This window comes from Promicromonospora sp. NFX87, assembly GCF_048564965.1.
Classification (GTDB): domain Bacteria; phylum Actinomycetota; class Actinomycetes; order Actinomycetales; family Cellulomonadaceae; genus Promicromonospora.
In genome coordinates this window covers 185,760-201,513 of record NZ_CP183413.1, presented here as the reverse complement: position 1 = coordinate 201,513, position 15,754 = coordinate 185,760, and the positions used below count along the sequence as shown (strand labels likewise).

The following is a 15,754-nucleotide window of genomic DNA, read 5'->3' as shown; positions in this document are numbered from 1 at the left end:
ATGCTTGCCGCCTACGTGACCAGCTTCTCGCCCGACAGCCCGCTCGACGGCCTGGAGGTGGGTGACCGCCCCGAGCCCGAGGCCGCCGAGCACTGGACCACCGTGGAGGTCCGGGCCGCGAGCCTGAACCACCACGACCTGTGGTCGCTGCGCGGTGTGGGCCTGCGGGAGCAGCAGCTGCCGATGATCCTCGGCACCGACGCCGCCGGCGTGACGCCGGACGGCGCGGAGGTGCTCGTGCACGGCGTCATCGGTGCCGACGGGCACGGCGTCGGGCCGAAGGAGCCGCGGTCGCTCCTCTCCGAGCGCTACCCCGGAACCCTCGCCGAGCGCGTCTCGGTGCCGACGGCGAACCTCGTGCCCAAGCCCGCCGAGCTGTCGTTCGAGGAGGCGGCGTGCCTGCCGACGGCGTGGCTCACCGCGTACAACATGCTCTTCACGGCGGGCGGGCTCAAGCCGGGTAACAGCGTGCTCGTGCAGGGCGCCGGCGGCGGCCTCGCGACCGCGGCGATCACGCTCGGGGCGGCTGCCGGCCTGGAGGTCTGGGTGACCTCCCGCTCCGCGGAGAAGCGCGAGCGGGCCGTCGGGCTGGGCGCGGCGGGTGCGGTGGAGACGGGCGCGCGCCTGCCCGCGCGCGTCGACGCCGTGCTGGAGTCGGTGGGTCAGGCGACGTGGGCCCACTCGATCCGCTCGGTGCGGCCCGGCGGCTCGGTGCTGGTCTGCGGGGCGACGTCCGGCGACGCTCCCCCCGCCGAGCTGACCCGCGTCTTCTTCCAGGAGATCCGGGTGCAGGGCGTCACCATGGGTTCGCGCGACGACCTGGGCGCGCTCGCCCGGTTCTGCGCCCGCACCGGAGTGCGCCCCGTGATCGACGCCGAGGTGCCGCTCGCGAAGGCCGCCGACGGCCTGGCCCGGCTGCACGAGGGCGCCCAGTTCGGCAAGGTCGTCGTCCGCCCGTAACCCGCCACCTGTCAGACACATCCGGCGGTTACCGCTTACAGGGCTGTCAGCAAGTTTCGGCGAAACCCTTGACCTCGGGTCGCCGCGTCCGCGACAGTGTCCGAGAGAGCGCTCTCTCGCGCTCGATCCGTGCACGTCCGACGTTCGAAGGAGCACGTCAAATGCGCAGACAACTACGCCTGCTCGCGGCCGCGGCATCCGCCACGGCTCTGCTGGCCCTGGGTGCGCTCACCCAGGTACCGGTCGCGGCAGCCGCCGACGAGCCGCTCTCCCAGGGCCGGCCCGTCACCACGTCCAGCAACGAGTTCGCCTGGAGCACCGGGGCCAACGCCGTCGACGGCGATCCGGGCACCCGCTGGTCCAGCTCCGCCGCCGACAACCAGTGGATCCGAGTCGACCTGGGCTCCGTCCAGGCGATCGACCACGTGGTCCTCGACTGGGAGACGGCGTACGCGTCCGGCTTCCGCGTCGAGGTCTCGAACGACGGCGGCTCCTGGTCCACCCTCTACTCGACCACCACCGGCACGGGCGGGGACCAGAACCTCGACGTCGACGGCAGCGGCCGCTACCTGCGCCTGTGGGTCACGCAGCGCGCCACGCAGTGGGGCGTGTCTCTGTGGGAGCTGCAGGTGCTCGGCGCCGACGGCGTCGGGCAGCCCGGCGACGCGACGCTCCTCTCGTACAACAAGGCCGGCAGCGCCTCCAGCTCGCAGAACGACGGCACGTGCTGGCTCTGCGGCCCGGACAAGGCGTTCGACCTCGACCCGGCCAGCCGCTGGGCCGTCAACCCCGACACGGGCTGGGTCGACGACGGCTGGATCGCCGTGGACCTCGGCGCCGCCGCGCGGATCAGCAGCGTGGTGCTGCAGTGGGACCCCGCGTTCGCCACCGTCTTCGACATCGAGGTGTCCGACAACGGCAGCACCTGGCGCACCGTGCACACCACCACCGGCGGCACGGGCTTCAAGCAGACCATCCCGCTCGACACGACCGGCCGGCACGTGCGCGTGCACATGCGGGACCGCAGCGGCCCGTACGGCTACTCGCTGTGGGAGTTCCAGGTCTACGGCACGGGCGGCGCGCCCACCGCTCCCCCGGCCGAGCCCGCCGACCCGAACTTCGACGACCTCGACCTCGTGTGGAGCGACGAGTTCGACGGCGCGGCGGGTACCCCCGCCAACGCCTCCCGCTGGACGATCGACCCCGGCCTGCCCGCGAACAACGAGCTGGAGGTCTACACCCCGAGCGGCAACGGGTTCCACGACGGCCAGGGCAACTTCGTGCTCGAGGCGCGCCGCGAGGACCGTGACGGCCGGCAGTACACGTCGCACCGCATGAACACCTCGGGCACGTTCAACACCCAGTACGGCCGGTTCGAGGCGCGCGTGAAGGTGCCCGAGGGCCGCGGTCTGTGGCCGGCGTTCTGGATGATGGGCTCCGACTTCCTGGACGGCCGCCCGTGGCCGTACAACGGCGAGATCGACATCATGGAGTTCATCGGCCAGGACCCGACCCGCGCCCACTCGACCCTGCACGCCCCGGCGTACAACGGTGGCGGCGGCTACGGCGGCGGGTACACCCTGCCGGACGGCTCGAAGATCTCGGCGGGCTTCCACACCTGGGCCGCCGAGTGGGACAGCGAGGGCATCCAGTTCTCCCTGGACGGCCGCGACGTCTTCTACGCCGACCGGGACACCGTGGAGTCCACGCGCGGGCCGTGGGTCTACGACCACGACTTCTACATGATCCTCAACCTCGCCGTCGGCGGTGACTGGCCCGGTCCGCCGGACGCGAGCACGCCGTTCCCGTCGCGGATGCTGGTCGACTACGTCCGCGTCTACCAGTAACCCCTGGTTGAGTGCTGGATCTTCGCCCTTCTGGCGCACGAAGGAGGGCGAGAATCCAGCACTCAACACCGGCGGGGTATAAAGGGCGCGTGGCGTCTCGTCCTACGTTGGAGGTTGTGGCCTCCGTTGCCGGGGTCTCCCGCGCGACCGTGTCCCGGGTGATCAACGAGGTGCCCACCGTCGACCCGGAGATCGTCGAGATCGTGCGCCGGGCGATCGACGAGACCGGCTACGTGCCCAACCTCGCCGCCCGGTCGCTCGTGACGCGGCGCACCGGGTCGGTGGCGCTCGTGGTGTCGGAGCCGCCGGAACAGCGCTCCCCGCTCCCGTTCCTGGAACGCCTCTTCACCGACCCCTACGTGGGGCGGGTGACCGCCGGCGCGCAGACGGTGCTGCGCCCGCGCGACATCCACCTCGCGATCATCCCTGCCGACCCGCCCGCGCACGACCAGGTGGTGCGGTACGTGCGGCAGGGGCACGTGGACGGGGTGCTGCTCATCACGTCCAGCTCCGCCGACCCGCTGCCCGCCCGGCTGGCCGCGCTCGCCGTGCCGCTGGTGCTGTCGACCCGCACGACCCTGCCGGGCGTCGCCTGGGTCGACCTGGACCAGGCCGCGGGGGGCCGCCTCGCCGCCGAGCACCTCATCCGGTCCGGGCGCACCCGGCTCGCGGTCGTCGGCGGCCCGTCCGACGCGCCGTTCGGGCACGCACGGCTCCAGGGTTTCCTCGACGGGGTGCGGGAGGCCGGGCTGCCCGAGCCCGAGGTGGTCACCGCCGACTTCACCCGCCCGGGCGGCGAGGCAGCGGTCCGGACGCTGCTGGCCGCCAGGCCGGACGTCGACGGCGTCTTCGCCGCGAACGACCTCATGGCCGACGGCGTGTCGACGGCGCTCCGCACCGCCGGCCGGGACGTACCGCGCGACGTCGCGGTCGTCGGGTTCGACGACTCGAGCGTCGCCGCCCAGGCCCACCCGCCGCTGACGACGGTGCGTCAGCCCGTCGAGGACATGGCGGAGGCCATGGCGCGGCTGCTGCTGGCCGCCCTCCGGCAGGCCCAGGAGCCGGACGACGGCGCGGCGCCGGGCGGCTCCGAGACGTTCGTGCCGGAGCTCGTCGTGCGCGCGTCGGCCTGAGCTCAGGCGAACCGGCGGGAGAACTCCTCGACCAGCGTGGGACCGGTGTCGCCGAGGCGCCACACGCTCCACCCGTCGGCCGTGTACGAGCCCGACGCCGCCGTGGCGGCCGAGTCCGGGTGCCGGTAACGGGCGCCGTTGGCCAGCTCGATGGCGCCGTCCGGCAGGAGCAGCGCCTCGAAGTGCTGGTTGCGGCGCGGGCGCGACCACACGATCCGCGTGGGGGTGCCGATGCTGCGGGCCAGCGCCTCCAGGTCGGGGTCGTCCTCCTCCTCGAACAGCATCGGGGTGCTGGCCCGGATGCTCTCGCCCGGCGGCACCGGCCGGGCCGGTGCCTCGGGGGCGCTCGACGGGTAGGGGTCCGCCGCGAACGCCGTCTGCCCGTAGCCGTCGTCCGGGCCGGCCATGTAGCCGCCGGACTCCCACGGGTTCTGCTCGGTGACGACCGGGGCCGTGCTGTCGACGTAGGGCGCCTCGTACCCGGGCTGCTCGCCGTAGGCGTAGCCGCTCTGGTCGCCGTAGCCGGCGGCCGGCTCCGGCGTGTAGTCGTACGCCGGCGCGAAGGTCGACTCCGCGCTGTAGCCGGGCTCCTGGGGGTAACGCGGCTGGGTGATGTCGAAGTCGGCAGGCTCGTTCGAGCCCGTGCCGGGGTAGGCGGGAGCGCTGTCGTACGACGGCGGCTGCCACAGGTTCTCGTCGGCCGACGGCGGCTGCGGCACGGGCGGCGGCGGGTAGGTCGGTCCGGCGGCCGGCGTGGGGTCCGACGGCGGATAGACCGTCGTCGACTCGTCGGGCTGGGCGGACGCCGAGAACCGGTCGGTGCGCGAGCGGCGGCGCACGGACGGCGTCGGCTCCGCGACCGGCTCGGCCTGCGGCGGGGCGGCGACCTCGCCGAGCGAGGAACGGCTGGCCGCCAGCCGCGGCGGGGCGCTCGGCGTCGGGCGCGACTCGGTGCCGGGCCGTACGGAGGAGACCGGCGCGCTCGGTGCGCTGCCGGCGCCGGTACCGCTGGTGGTCGGCGGCGTGGTCTCGGGCGAGGTGGCGGCGGCCTGCGCGCGGCGGCCTGCCCGGGTGCCGGCCACTCGCTCGGACTTGCCTGCGGCCGCGGCGCGCTCGGTCGAGCCGCCCCGCGTGGCGCCTCCGCGGAGGCTCGACCGGAGCCCGGTCGCCGCGTTGGTCGGGACGGAGGCCGGGTTGTCGGCGAGCGGCGTCGGGTTGTCCGCGCGGACGGGTGTCTGCCGCGCGGCGCGCTCGGCGCGGGACTGCGGCGCCTGCTGCCCGCGGGCCTGCGGCGCCTGGGCGACGACCGGCATCTTGCCCGTGAGCGCGTAGCCGACCTTGACGCCCTCCTCGAACGCGTCCTTGGGCGCGGCCGAGCCGCCGGCGACCCCGCCGGTGACACCCGTGTCCATGGAGCTGCTGACCGAGCTGTCCATGGAGCTGGTGATGGCCCCGCCGATCGGCGCGGACTTGGGCGCGGGCAGGCCCGGCGGAAGGTGCACCACGAGCGGCGAGACGTCGAGGAACTTGCGGCCGTCGTTCGAGTTCACGACGCCCATCTTCAGCACCTCGACGGGCATCGTGGGCTGGCGCAGGAAGTCGACGGCGTTCAGGATCTCGTCGGGCGCGTTCTGGCAGATGATGATGAGCCGCGCGCCGTTGCCGCTGTTCTTGCCCGCCTGCGTGCGGGTGATGGGCACGCTGTCGTAGAACGCCGCGACGTCGTGCTGGAAGGAGCTCGCGCCGCCGCTGTAGCGCGCCGCGAGGTCGGACCGCGTCAGCCGGCCGGCCGCTCCGGCGTGGTCGAGGGCCTTGGCGAGGTTCTCGCGGTCGAGGTCCGCGACCAGCTCCACGACGACCGGCGAGCCCGACGCGTCGAGCGCGAGCAGGTGCGGCTCGTCCGGGCCGGAGCCCTGCGCGATCGGGAACACCTCTTCACCGAGGAGCCCGTCGATGTGCGAGTCGACCACCTGGTTGGCCGTGGTCTTGAGTCCTGGTTCCGCACCGTTCACGCCGTTCGCGGACGTCACGAGGAGGGGCCGCTGGGTATCGACCTCGAACAGTGGCATCTCGTGATCTCCCGGGGTCCTGCGGCATTGGTCCGCCTTAGCCTAAAGGCCGGGGGCAAGAGACCGGAAACACGCCGGTGAAGGTGTCGTGACAGTTATCACGAGCGCGGTGCGGTTCCCGGCGTCCGCGGCGCCGTCCTGAAGCGGGTTCAGGACGGCGCCGCGGGGTCGGCGTCAGAGCTGGACGACGATGCTGCCGCCCAGGTAGGACGCACGCGCCGGACGGCCGTCGACCAGCACCTGGGCGAACCTGCCGGCCACCCGGAACGCGCGCAGGACGGTGTGGCGGCCGCCCTGTCGGCTCCCGTCTCCGGTCAGCTCGAGAGTCGTACCGGGGGCGATCTCGACGGTGCCCCGCACCTCGACGGTCGTCGCGAGGCTCGAGCGCAGGGTCGTCCCCTGCTCGAGGGCCACCGCGCCCCGGCCCAGGCTGTCGGCCGAGCCCGCCACCAAGGTGCCGCCCCGGACCACCGTGCCGCCGCGGTAGGTGTTGCGGCCGGCGAGCGTGAGGACGCCCGTGCCGGTCTTGACCAGGCCGCCACGGCCGTCGATGTCGTTGCGCCACGTGTCCTGCGCGGCCAGGCCGCCCTGGGCCGTGTCGAGCCCGACGGTGACCGTCCGGTCGAACCGGGCGTACCCGTCGGCGGCGGCGAACAGGTCGAGGCGCCCCCACTGCTCGGGACCGTCCAGGATCGGGTAGCCGGAGGGCAGCGCGGTGGTGCGCAGCACGTCGCGCACCTGGGCCGGGGTCAGGTACGGGAAGCGCGTCTCGAGCAGGACCTCCGCACCCTTCGGCACCTCGAGGTCGGTGGAGTACCCGCCCTGGCGGCGCAGGACGTAGGTCAGCGACGAACGGATCTGCTTCTGGTTCGCCGCCCGGTCGCCGTACTCGTCCGGTCCGGTGTGGGCGGCGGTGTACAGGTCGCTGGTACCCGTGACGGCCGTGAAGTACTCGACGGCCCGGGAGCGGGCGGCGGCCTTCAGCTCGGCGTTGACCGGGTCGGCGAGGATCGCGGCGGCCAGCGCGGTGGCCATGACCCGGCCGCCCATGACGTCCACCGGCGAGTGCATGCCCGCGGTGATCCGGCTGTCGCCGAGCACCGCCGCCATGACCATCAGCTCGGAGAACCGCTCGGGGACCGCGTACGCGAAGCCGAGCGCGGCCAGCCAGGCGGCGTTGGTGTGGCCGCTGGGGAAGCCGCCGTCCGTCGTCGGATCGGTGCTGCGCTGCCGGAGGAGCTGCGGCGCGACCACCACGCGGGACTCGTAGACCGGGTAGCCGAGGTCGTCGACCCGACCCGTGTCCACGACGGTGCTCCGGTCCGTCATCCGCCACGGACGCGGGTACTGGAAGGCCGCCTTGGCGGGGTTGCCGGACGAGAAGTTGCCGCGCACGGTGTTCACGAGCCGGACGATCTCGCCGAGCTCGGAGGTGTCCGAGCCCGCACCGAGCGCCGAGCCCGCCGGCGCGCCGGCCGGCACCGCGTCGCTGACGGTGGTGGGCGGTGTCCCGTCCGGGGCGGTGGTGATCGAGGTGACGGCGAGCGAGCCCGCCCGGTACGCCTCGGCGAACGGGCCGAGACCGGCGATGACCGAGTAGCTCTGGTGCCTGCGGTCGTAGACGAAGGACTGCTTGGCTTCCTCGTCGGTACGGCGCCCGGTCACGTCCGCGACGTACCGGACGTTGTCCTGCAGCACCCTCGGGGACAGGGCGAACCCGGTGTTCCACTCACCACCGGTCCGCCACAGGTCCGACATCCCGGACAGTGCCTGGACGACGGCGTTGGTGTCGGCGGTGCCGTTGGCCGGGACGTTCGAGGTGTACCAGTCGACGAACGGCGTCCAGGCAGCGCTGCCTGTCGCCGGGACGGTAGCTGCCTGCGCCGAGGGCAGGCCGACGACGGCCGGGCCGGCGGCGAGCGCGCCGGCACCGAAGGCCGCGCCGCGCAGGAAGCTCCGTCTGTTGACGTTAACTTCTGTCAGAGTCATAGGCACAAGGGTCCCGGAAACCCGGGGCTTGTCAATAACTCCTGACAAATGTTCACGCGGGGTTGGCGAACCGGACCACCGGGATCAGGAGTGCCCGGTCTCCGACTGGTCGGCCGCGAGCCGCTCCTCGACGCGGGCGATCTTGCTGTTGATCTGCCCGTCGGCCGCACCGGGGCGGATATCGGCCTTGATCACGAGCGACACCCGGTGCCCGCCGCGGCCCACCGCGTCGGTGGCGCGCTGGATCACCGGCATCACCTCGTCCCAGGAGCCTTCTATCTCGGTGAACATCGAGGTGGTCCGGTTCGGGAGGCCGGACTCCCTGACGATGCGCACGGCTTCGGCGACCTGGTCGGCGACGGACTCGCCTGCGGTCATGGGGGCGACGGAGAACGCGAAGACAGCCATGTACCCAGTCTGCCCCCACACGTAGGCTCGACGCGTGAACGTCACCCTTCTCGCGGGCGGGGTCGGCGGTGCGCGGCTCGCGCACGGCCTCGATCTCGCGCTCGGCGCGGCCCCCACCAGCACACCAGCCCAGACCGGCGCCTCGCCGCACGCCCTCACCGTCGTCGTGAACGTCGGCGACGACACCGAGCTGCACGGCCTCGCCATCTCCCCCGACATCGACACGGTCGTCTACACCCTCGCCGGGCTGAACGACGAGGACCGCGGCTGGGGGCTGCGCGGCGAGTCGTACGCGACCCTGTCGGCGCTGAAGGACCTCGGTGAGGACACCTGGTTCACGCTCGGCGACCGCGACCTGGCCACCCACATCGTGCGCACCCAGCGTCTGCGGCGCGGCGAGCCGCTGTCGGCGGTCACCGCACACCTCGCCGCCGCGATGGGGGTCGGGCCGCGGATCGTGCCCGTCACCGACGACCACCTCGCGACCCTCGTCGACACCCCGTCGGGCCGACTGGGGTTCCAGGAGTACTTCGTGGGCAGGCAGCACGCCGACGCGGTCCTCGGCCTGCACTTCGAGGGGGCCGACGCCGCCCGCCCGGCCCCCGGCGTGCTCGACGCGCTGGCGGCTCAGCTGGTGGTGCTCGCACCGTCGAACCCGTTCCTGTCGATCGAGCCGCTGCTCGCGGTGCAGGGGGTCCGCGAGGCGCTGGCCACCGCGCCCGGCCGCCGCGTGGCGGTGAGCCCCATCGTGGGCGGACAGGCGATCAAGGGCCCGGCCGCCCAGATCCTGGAGACCCTCGGCCACGAGGTGTCGGCACTCGGCGTGGCCCGGATCTACGCGGACCTCGTCGACGTCATGGTCATCGACGAGCGGGACGCGGGCCTCGCCGGCCCCGTCGCCGACCTCGGCCTGACCGTGCACGTCACCGACACCGTCATGGGCGGCCCACCCGGCCGCGAGCGCCTGGCCCGCGAGCTGCTGGCCCTGGTGTGACCGGCGTCCGGCGGTCTGGCGGCGGCACGACGGCGGTGGTGCCGCTCCGCGACGGTGTCTCCGGCAAGTCGCGGCTGGCCGCGGTGCTCGACGGCGGCTCGCGGCGGCGGCTCGTCCGGGTGCTCGCCCGGCACGTGGTGACGACGCTGCTCGCGTCCGACGGGATCGGGCGGGTGGTCGTGGTGACCGCCGACCCGGTCTTCACGCGCGAGACGCTGGCCGGACTGGAGGTCGAGGTGCTGGAGCAGCCTGCCGGCCGGCCGGGCCTGAACGGGGCGCTCGAGCACGCGCGCGAGGTGCTCGCGGCGCGTGGTTCCGGGCCGCTCCTCGTGGCGCACGCCGACCTGCCCGCGCTCACCCCGGAGGATGTCGCGGCTCTCCTGGCCGAGGACGCGCCGGTGGTGATCGCGACGGACCGCTACCGGTCCGGGACCAACCTCCTGCTCCTCGCCCCGGAGGTCTCAGAGGTCTCCGAGGCCTCCGGGGCGGGCGGCTTCCGGTTCCGGTTCGGGGTCGGTTCGCTCGCCGCGCACGTCGCGGAGGCAGAGGCGCACGGGCTGGAGGTGACGGTGGTGCACCGGCCCGGCACCGCCGTCGACCTGGACACCGCCGACGACTGGTCGCAGCTCCCGGACGAGGTACGCGCCGCAGTCGGTCAGCAGGTGCCCGGCCTGCTGTGACCCGGCCTGCTGGATCCGCTCAGCGCGCGGCGGCCTCGACCGCCGCGCGCAGGCTCCGGACCGCCTCCTCCAGGCGCGCGTCCGCCAGGTTGCCGTAGCCGATCACGAGCACCGTCGACCTGGCCGACGGCGTGGCCTGGTACCGGCGGAGGTCGACCAGCGCGACGTCCCTGGCGGCGCCCTCGCGGGCGACGGCGGCGGCGTCGATGTCTCGCGGATCCACCCCGGGCAGGTCGAGGCCGGCCAGGTCCACGGTCACGTGCATCCCGGCGGCGATCCCGCCGACCCGCGCCCCGGGCAGCTGGTCGTCGAGGGCGGTCAGGAGGGCGGACCGGCGTCGGGCGTAGCGGCCACGGGCCGCACGCAGGTGCCGCGCGTACGCGCCGTCCGCGACGAACCGGGCGAGCGTCAGCTGGTCCAGCGTCGCCGGGCCGGGCGTGGGCCCACGGCGGACGGAGACGCCCAGCACCGCGGCGCGCCACCGTTCCGGCACCACCATCCAGCCGATCCCGAACGCCGGTGACAGCGTCTTGCTCGTCGCGCCGAGCAGTACCACGCGCTCCTCGTCCAGGCCTTGCAGGGCGGGCACCGGCCGGCGGTCGTAGCGGAACTCGGCGTCGTAGTCGTCCTCGATCACGAGCCCGTCCACCTCCCGCACCCACGCGAGGACCGCGGCGCGGCGGGCGTCGGACAGCGCCGCGCCCAGCGGGAACTGGTGCGCGGGGGTGAGCAGCACCGCCCGGGCACCCGTGCGGGCGGCCTCCGTGCGGAGCAGGTCGGTGGAGATGCCGTCGTCGTCGACCGGGACGGGGACCGGTACGAGTCCGGCGGCCGCGGCGACGTCGCGCAGCGGGGCCCAGCTCGGGTCCTCGACGAGCAGGTGGGTGTGGCCGGCGTCGGCCAGCGCGGCGGCGATCCGCGACATCCCGTCGGTGGCGCTCCGGGTGAGCAGGACCGCGCGGTCCGGCCCCGCGGTCATGCGCGCACGCCGCAGGTGGGCCGCCACCGCCTCGCGCGCTGCCGGGTGACCGCCGGCCGGCTGCCCGCCCAGGTCCTCGTTGGTCGCTGCCGCGAGCGCGTCGCGCGCGGCCCTCAGCCAGGCCTCGCGGGGAACGTGCCGCAGGTCGGGCACCCCGGGTGCGAGGTCGTGCGTCGCCCGGCGCGGGGCACGTTCGGGCCTGATCACTCCACCCGTTGGTTGAGCTTGTCGAAACCTGGTCTCGACAAGCTCGACCAACGGTGCCTCAACACCCCCCGCCGATACCGCGACCCGCGTCGCCGAACCCGTCCGCGCGTCGAGGACCCCCTTGTTCACCAGGTGCCCGTACGTCTCGGTGACCACCCAGCGCGAGATCCCGAGGGTGTCGGCGAGCGCCCGGCTGGGCGGCAGCGCCGTGCCTGGTGCGAGCCGGCCGGACGCGATGCTCTCGAGGATCGCCTGCTCCAGCCGGTGCCGCAGCGCACCGGGGCCGGGCGGCAGCGCGATCAGCACGTCGGACGCGGAATTGGTCTGGTCTGCGGCCATGGCATTGGACCGTAGCACCAGACCGATTGCTGCCTAGCGTGGTGAGCACCGGGCGGGAGCGCCCGGGGACGAAGCAGATCGAGGGAGCACACCATGCAGTACCGCACGCTGGACAACGGGCACACCGCGTTCGAGGTGTCGACGCTGTGCCTCGGCACGATGTTCATGGGGACGCGGACCGACGAGGAGACCTCGTTCGCGATCCTGGACCGGTTCGTCGAGGCCGGGGGCACGTTCCTCGACACGGCGAACAACTACAACGCGTGGGCCGGCGGGCACGGCCGCGACTCCGAGGACGTGCTCGGCCGCTGGCTGGCCTCGCGGGGCAACCGCGACGACCTGCGGATCGCGACCAAGCTGGGGGCGGCGAAGAAGGACCCGAACCTGCCGCTGTCGAACACGCCGCCCACCAACTACCAGGGGCTCGGCGCCTCGACCGTCGACCGGGAGGCACGCGAGAGCCTGCGCCACCTCGGCATCGAGCACATCGACGTGCTGTACGGGCACGTCGACGATCTCGAGACGCCGCTCGAGGAGACGGTCGGCGCGTTCGGCAAGCTGGTCGAGGAGGGGATCGTCGGTATCCCGGGCATCTCGAACGTGGCGCTGTGGCGCGTGGTCGAGGCGCGGGAGACCGCCGCACGGCTCGGCGTCGCGCCCTACGGCGCCGTCCAGCAGTCCTACAGCTACGTGTACCCGCGGCCGCAGCCGATCCGGGGCAACTGGGCGTCACCCGAGCTGCTGGACTACGCGCGGTCCACGGGTGCGGCCGACCGCCCCGGGCTCACCGTCATGGCGTACTCCCCGCTGCACCAGGGCGTGTTCACGCGGGACGACAAGCCGATCCGTGACGGCGCGGACCATGCCGGGTCGCGAGCCCGGATCGCCGTGCTGCGCACCGTCGCCGCCGAGATCGGCGCGACGCCGAACCAGGTGGCGCTCGCCTGGCTGCTGGGCGGCGAGGTGCCGGTGATCCCGGTGTTCGGCGCGAGCAGCGTGGCGCAGCTCGACGAGGCCCTCGGCGCGGCGGACCTGGTCCTCGACGAGGAGACCCGCGCCCGCCTCGATGCCGCCTGACCCACCGGCGTGTCAGACGCAGAGGTCACTCGGGTGACCTGTGTGTCTGACAGGTCGGCCGTCTAGCTCACCAGCCGCCTCGGTGGATCACCTCGGCCTCGGGCTTCCGGCGGCGGCGGGTGGGCGAGCCCTTCGCCCCGCCGTCGGCCGGATGCCCGACCGCGACGACACCGGTGATCTCGAACTCGTCAGGGATGCCGAGCTCGACCCGGACCGCCGCCACGTGCTCGGGCGGCACGCCGAAGAAGCAGGCGCCCAGCCCCTCGTCGACGGCGGTCTGCAGCATGAGCAGCGAGGCCATACCGACGTCGACGTGCCAGAACGGGACCGGCCACCGCGCCTCGTCGAGGTCCTCCCAGCCCTTGTCCTTCTCCGCGTACCGCCGCAGGTAGGCGGCCTTGGACGCGAGCGCGAGGACGACCACCGGGGCCGTCCGCATCCCCGCGAGCCAGGCCGACATGTCACGCTCCGACCGCTCCGAGGTGTCCGGTGTCGACGCCGCCCAGAACCGGTCACGATCCTCCGGCGTCTCCAGCACCACGAACGCCCACCCCTGGCTGAACCCCGCGCTGGGGGCGCGGACGGCGTTGCGGGTGATCCGGTCGACGGCCTCCGCCGACACGGGCTCGGCGGTGAACTTGCGGTGCATCCGGCGCTTGCGGACGACGTCCTGGAATTCCATGAGGCCCATTCTCGACCTTCGGCCAGGGACCTTCGGCGGAACACGAACCCCGTTGCCCGACGGCGGCGTGCCCGCCAGCCTGGACGCATGACTCTCCAGGCGATCGAGCAGGCGACGCTGCCGCACAGCAACTTCGAGGGATACCTCCACGGTTCGGAGGTGTCCGTCATCTTCGAGCGCGTGACCCAGGACGGCTTCGGGCCACGCCTGCACCGGCACCCCTACTCCGAGACGTTCGTGATCCGGTCCGGCCGGGTGCTGTTCACCGTGGCCGGCGAGGAGATCCAGGCCGTCGGCGGCCAGATCCTCGTGGTCGAGGCGATGGTGCCGCACAAGTTCAAGACCCTGGGCGCGGACCTCTACGAGGCGGTCCACATCCACGCGAACGACCGGTTCGAGACCGAGTGGCTGGAGTGAGCCGTCAGCAGGTGGCCCGCATCATCCCCACCAGGAGCTCGCTCGGGTCGTACAGCGGCTCGTCCGTCAGCACCGGGTAGACGAGGTCCCGCCCGGTGATGCCGACGGACACCTGCCGCTCACCGTCGGGCGAGGTCAGGTTGACCGAGATGGTGCCGTACGAACCGCCGTCGTGGCCGTAGAGCCAGCCGCCCGGGACGCACGGGTCGGGGAGCCGGTAGACGCCCAGGCCGTAGTCGGGGAACGCCTCCTGGCCCACGGTGCGGGGCTCCAGCATGTCGGCCGCGGTCTCCGCGTCGACCAGCCGGCCCGTGACCAGCGCCTCGGTGAAGTCGGCGAGGTCCTCGGTGGTGCCGGTGACGGCACCCGCGGCGGCGAACAGGCTCGGGTCCCAGTGGTCGAGGTCGTACCAGCCGGCCTCCACCGGGCCCGTGTACGCCGACTCGTGAAGGAACGGCCCGCGCACGCCCGGGTCGTCCGGGTAGGCGCTCTGCCACATCCGGGCCGGGGCGAACACCCGGCGCTCCAGCAGGTGCTCGACGCTGCGCCCGGTGACCTCCTCCAGCATCATGCCGAGCACCACGTAGCCGGCGTTCGAGTAGGAGAAGCCCTCTCCCGGCTCGTTCATCCACGGCGCGGACCGCAGCGCCTCGATGTGGTCGGCATCCGTGACCTCCTGGCCCATCACCGCGAAGACCGAGTCGAACGACGACGGGTCGGCCGCGCGCGAGGCGAGGATCCAGTCGGTGGCGGTAGGAGCGCCCGAGCGGTGGCTCAGCAGCTGCTCGATGGTCACGCCGGCGGGCATGACGCCGGGCAGCACCTCCTCGACGGGCGTGTCGAGGGTCCAGGTGCCCTTCTCGACCTCCTGCATGACGAGCGTCGCGATCATCGGCTTGGTGTTGCTCGCCACGCGGAACCGGTCGTACGGCCTGGCCTTCGCCCGGCCCTCGCGCTCGCGGGTACCCGCTGCCCCGCTCCAGGTCCGCGCGCCCTTCTCGACCCGCGCGGTCACGGCGATCGCCCCGTCCGCCACGAGGTCGTCAAGAGCGGCGTCGAGCGCGGCGCCGGTCGGCGCGTTCGCGCCGCGCGCAAGGGTCCGGTTCGTGGCGACCTCGCGCTGGGCCTGGCGGGCGGCGTCGGCCACCATCGCGGACACGGTGTCGGGAGCGGCGACGGCAGGGGCCGGCCGGGCCGTGCCTGCCGCGTGCGCGGAGCCTGCGACGACCAGCGGGGCCGCGAGCGCCAGCGCCGCGCTCAGGGCGAGCGCCGCCCGGCGGGTTGTGCGTTCCATGGGAGTCTCCTTCGTCTGGGCTGTGCTCCCATCCTGTCGACGGACCCCTTCGCGCGGATCACCCGCCGGGTGGATATGGGTCCTACCTGGGGCGGAGTGCCTAAAGCGGACACCGACCGGGCAGCCGTGCCAGACTCCGGGCGTGACCGAACCAGCCGCCCCTGTCTCGTCCCGACGTGTCTTCGAGGCCGACCTGCACCTGACGACGGCGGACTACCGCGAGGGCCTGCTGCGGCTCCCCCTCCTGCGGGCGTTCCACGGGCTCGCCGCGGTGATCCTGCTGGCTGGTCTCGCGCTGACCTACCTCGACAGCGGGTCCACGGCCGACGAGTACCTGGTCGCGACCGGATGGCTGCCCCTCATCGGGCTGAGCATCGTGATCGGGTGGATCCCGGACCTGTTCGCCTGGCACATGGCCCGCACCTCCCCGTTCCGGCAGGGTGCCACGGTCCGGATCGACGACGAGCGGATCACCTGCACCGGCCAGGAGACGTCGGTGTCCTACGGCTGGCCGCTGGTCCGGAGCGCCGTCGAGACCCGGTCGAGGTTCCATCTCGTGGCCGGCCGGGGCCTGTCGACGGCGGTCTGCGTCCTGCCGAAGCAGCTGTTCCCGCTCGAGGACCACGAGGCGATCCGCGAGCTCGTCCGGGAGAAGGTCGGCAGCCTCCGCCAGCGCTGA

At 73.5% G+C, this 15,754-nt stretch carries 14 protein-coding genes; 8 read left to right on the top strand and 6 right to left on the bottom strand.

What is annotated here, in order from left to right; translation table 11 throughout:
* From ACNYC2_RS01005 to ACNYC2_RS00995, 3 genes are all read left to right on the top strand, one after another.
* Positions 1-960, top strand: coding sequence for a zinc-binding dehydrogenase (locus tag ACNYC2_RS01005; RefSeq protein ID WP_419705272.1), 960 nt, complete (start codon positions 1-3; stop codon positions 958-960).
* 161 nt (positions 961-1,121) lie between these two features.
* Positions 1,122-2,807 (top strand): discoidin domain-containing protein, encoded by a 1,686-nt coding sequence (locus ACNYC2_RS01000; protein WP_419705271.1) that lies wholly within the window; start codon positions 1,122-1,124, stop codon positions 2,805-2,807.
* A gap of 116 nt (positions 2,808-2,923) precedes the next feature.
* Entirely contained in the window at positions 2,924-3,940 is a 1,017-nt protein-coding gene (locus tag ACNYC2_RS00995) for a LacI family DNA-binding transcriptional regulator (RefSeq protein ID WP_419705270.1), read from the top strand.
* Between the two features lie 2 nt (positions 3,941-3,942).
* On the opposite strand, the gene ACNYC2_RS00990 is transcribed toward ACNYC2_RS00995, so the two are convergent.
* The 3 genes from ACNYC2_RS00990 to ACNYC2_RS00980 all read right to left on the bottom strand — a co-directional run bounded on the left by ACNYC2_RS00990 (position 3,943) and on the right by ACNYC2_RS00980 (position 8,406).
* Positions 3,943-6,009 carry a hypothetical protein gene (locus ACNYC2_RS00990; protein WP_419705269.1) on the bottom strand — a complete coding sequence of 689 codons (2,067 nt, stop codon included), beginning with the start codon at positions 6,007-6,009 and terminating at the stop codon, positions 3,943-3,945.
* A gap of 174 nt (positions 6,010-6,183) precedes the next feature.
* Complete coding sequence (locus tag ACNYC2_RS00985; RefSeq protein WP_419705268.1) at positions 6,184-7,998, bottom strand: phosphatase PAP2 family protein; 1,815 nt, start codon at positions 7,996-7,998, stop codon at positions 6,184-6,186.
* A gap of 84 nt (positions 7,999-8,082) precedes the next feature.
* The gene (locus ACNYC2_RS00980) at positions 8,083-8,406 is read right to left on the bottom strand and encodes a thiamine-binding protein (protein ID WP_357450655.1); all 324 of its coding nucleotides are present in this window, start codon (positions 8,404-8,406) and stop codon (positions 8,083-8,085) included.
* 34 nt (positions 8,407-8,440) lie between these two features.
* Between ACNYC2_RS00980 and cofD the strand changes: the two genes are divergently transcribed.
* Both cofD and cofC read left to right on the top strand, forming a co-directional pair.
* Entirely contained in the window at positions 8,441-9,400 is a 960-nt protein-coding gene (gene cofD, locus ACNYC2_RS00975; RefSeq protein ID WP_419705267.1) for a 2-phospho-L-lactate transferase, read from the top strand.
* A complete protein-coding gene (gene cofC / locus ACNYC2_RS00970; protein ID WP_419705266.1) occupies positions 9,397-10,080 on the top strand; it encodes a 2-phospho-L-lactate guanylyltransferase in 684 nt (227 codons plus the stop codon). The genes cofD and cofC overlap by 4 nt, the downstream gene beginning before the upstream one ends.
* A gap of 19 nt (positions 10,081-10,099) precedes the next feature.
* Here cofC and ACNYC2_RS00965 read toward each other — a convergent pair whose 3' ends face one another.
* Entirely contained in the window at positions 10,100-11,605 is a 1,506-nt protein-coding gene (locus tag ACNYC2_RS00965) for a PLP-dependent aminotransferase family protein (RefSeq protein ID WP_419705265.1), read from the bottom strand.
* Between the two features lie 93 nt (positions 11,606-11,698).
* On the opposite strand from ACNYC2_RS00965, the gene ACNYC2_RS00960 reads away from it, so the two are divergent.
* Positions 11,699-12,682 (top strand): aldo/keto reductase, encoded by a 984-nt coding sequence (locus ACNYC2_RS00960; RefSeq protein WP_419705264.1) that lies wholly within the window; start codon positions 11,699-11,701, stop codon positions 12,680-12,682.
* A 67-nt stretch (positions 12,683-12,749) separates the two neighbouring features.
* On the opposite strand, the gene ACNYC2_RS00955 is transcribed toward ACNYC2_RS00960, so the two are convergent.
* Complete coding sequence (locus tag ACNYC2_RS00955; RefSeq protein ID WP_419705263.1) at positions 12,750-13,364, bottom strand: nitroreductase family protein; 615 nt, start codon at positions 13,362-13,364, stop codon at positions 12,750-12,752.
* Positions 13,365-13,451: 87 nt separating this feature from the next.
* On the opposite strand from ACNYC2_RS00955, the gene ACNYC2_RS00950 reads away from it, so the two are divergent.
* The gene (locus ACNYC2_RS00950) at positions 13,452-13,781 is read left to right on the top strand and encodes a cupin domain-containing protein (RefSeq protein WP_419705262.1); all 330 of its coding nucleotides are present in this window, start codon (positions 13,452-13,454) and stop codon (positions 13,779-13,781) included.
* 4 nt (positions 13,782-13,785) lie between these two features.
* Here ACNYC2_RS00950 and ACNYC2_RS00945 read toward each other — a convergent pair whose 3' ends face one another.
* Positions 13,786-15,075, bottom strand: a complete 1,290-nt coding sequence (locus tag ACNYC2_RS00945) for a serine hydrolase domain-containing protein (RefSeq protein ID WP_419705261.1) — start codon at positions 15,073-15,075, stop codon at positions 13,786-13,788.
* Positions 15,076-15,217: 142 nt separating this feature from the next.
* Between ACNYC2_RS00945 and ACNYC2_RS00940 the strand changes: the two genes are divergently transcribed.
* On the top strand, positions 15,218-15,754 hold the full coding sequence (locus ACNYC2_RS00940; RefSeq protein ID WP_419705260.1) for a hypothetical protein: 537 nt from the start codon (positions 15,218-15,220) through the stop codon (positions 15,752-15,754).

Excerpts from the sequence above, each read along its gene's own strand:
- ACNYC2_RS00955 (WP_419705263.1), bottom strand. The coding sequence starts at position 13,364 with ATGGAATTCCAGGACGTCGTCCGCAAGCGCCGGATGCACCGCAAGTTC.
- ACNYC2_RS00945 (WP_419705261.1), bottom strand. The coding sequence starts at position 15,075 with ATGGAACGCACAACCCGCCGGGCGGCGCTCGCCCTGAGCGCGGCGCTG.
- ACNYC2_RS00980 (WP_357450655.1), bottom strand. The coding sequence starts at position 8,406 with ATGGCTGTCTTCGCGTTCTCCGTCGCCCCCATGACCGCAGGCGAGTCC.
- ACNYC2_RS00950 (WP_419705262.1), top strand. The coding sequence starts at position 13,452 with ATGACTCTCCAGGCGATCGAGCAGGCGACGCTGCCGCACAGCAACTTC.
- ACNYC2_RS00990 (WP_419705269.1), bottom strand. The coding sequence starts at position 6,009 with ATGCCACTGTTCGAGGTCGATACCCAGCGGCCCCTCCTCGTGACGTCC.
- ACNYC2_RS01000 (WP_419705271.1), top strand. The coding sequence starts at position 1,122 with ATGCGCAGACAACTACGCCTGCTCGCGGCCGCGGCATCCGCCACGGCT.
- ACNYC2_RS01005 (WP_419705272.1), top strand. The coding sequence starts at position 1 with ATGCTTGCCGCCTACGTGACCAGCTTCTCGCCCGACAGCCCGCTCGAC.
- ACNYC2_RS00985 (WP_419705268.1), bottom strand. The coding sequence starts at position 7,998 with ATGACTCTGACAGAAGTTAACGTCAACAGACGGAGCTTCCTGCGCGGC.
- ACNYC2_RS00960 (WP_419705264.1), top strand. The coding sequence starts at position 11,699 with ATGCAGTACCGCACGCTGGACAACGGGCACACCGCGTTCGAGGTGTCG.
- ACNYC2_RS00965 (WP_419705265.1), bottom strand. The coding sequence starts at position 11,605 with ATGGCCGCAGACCAGACCAATTCCGCGTCCGACGTGCTGATCGCGCTG.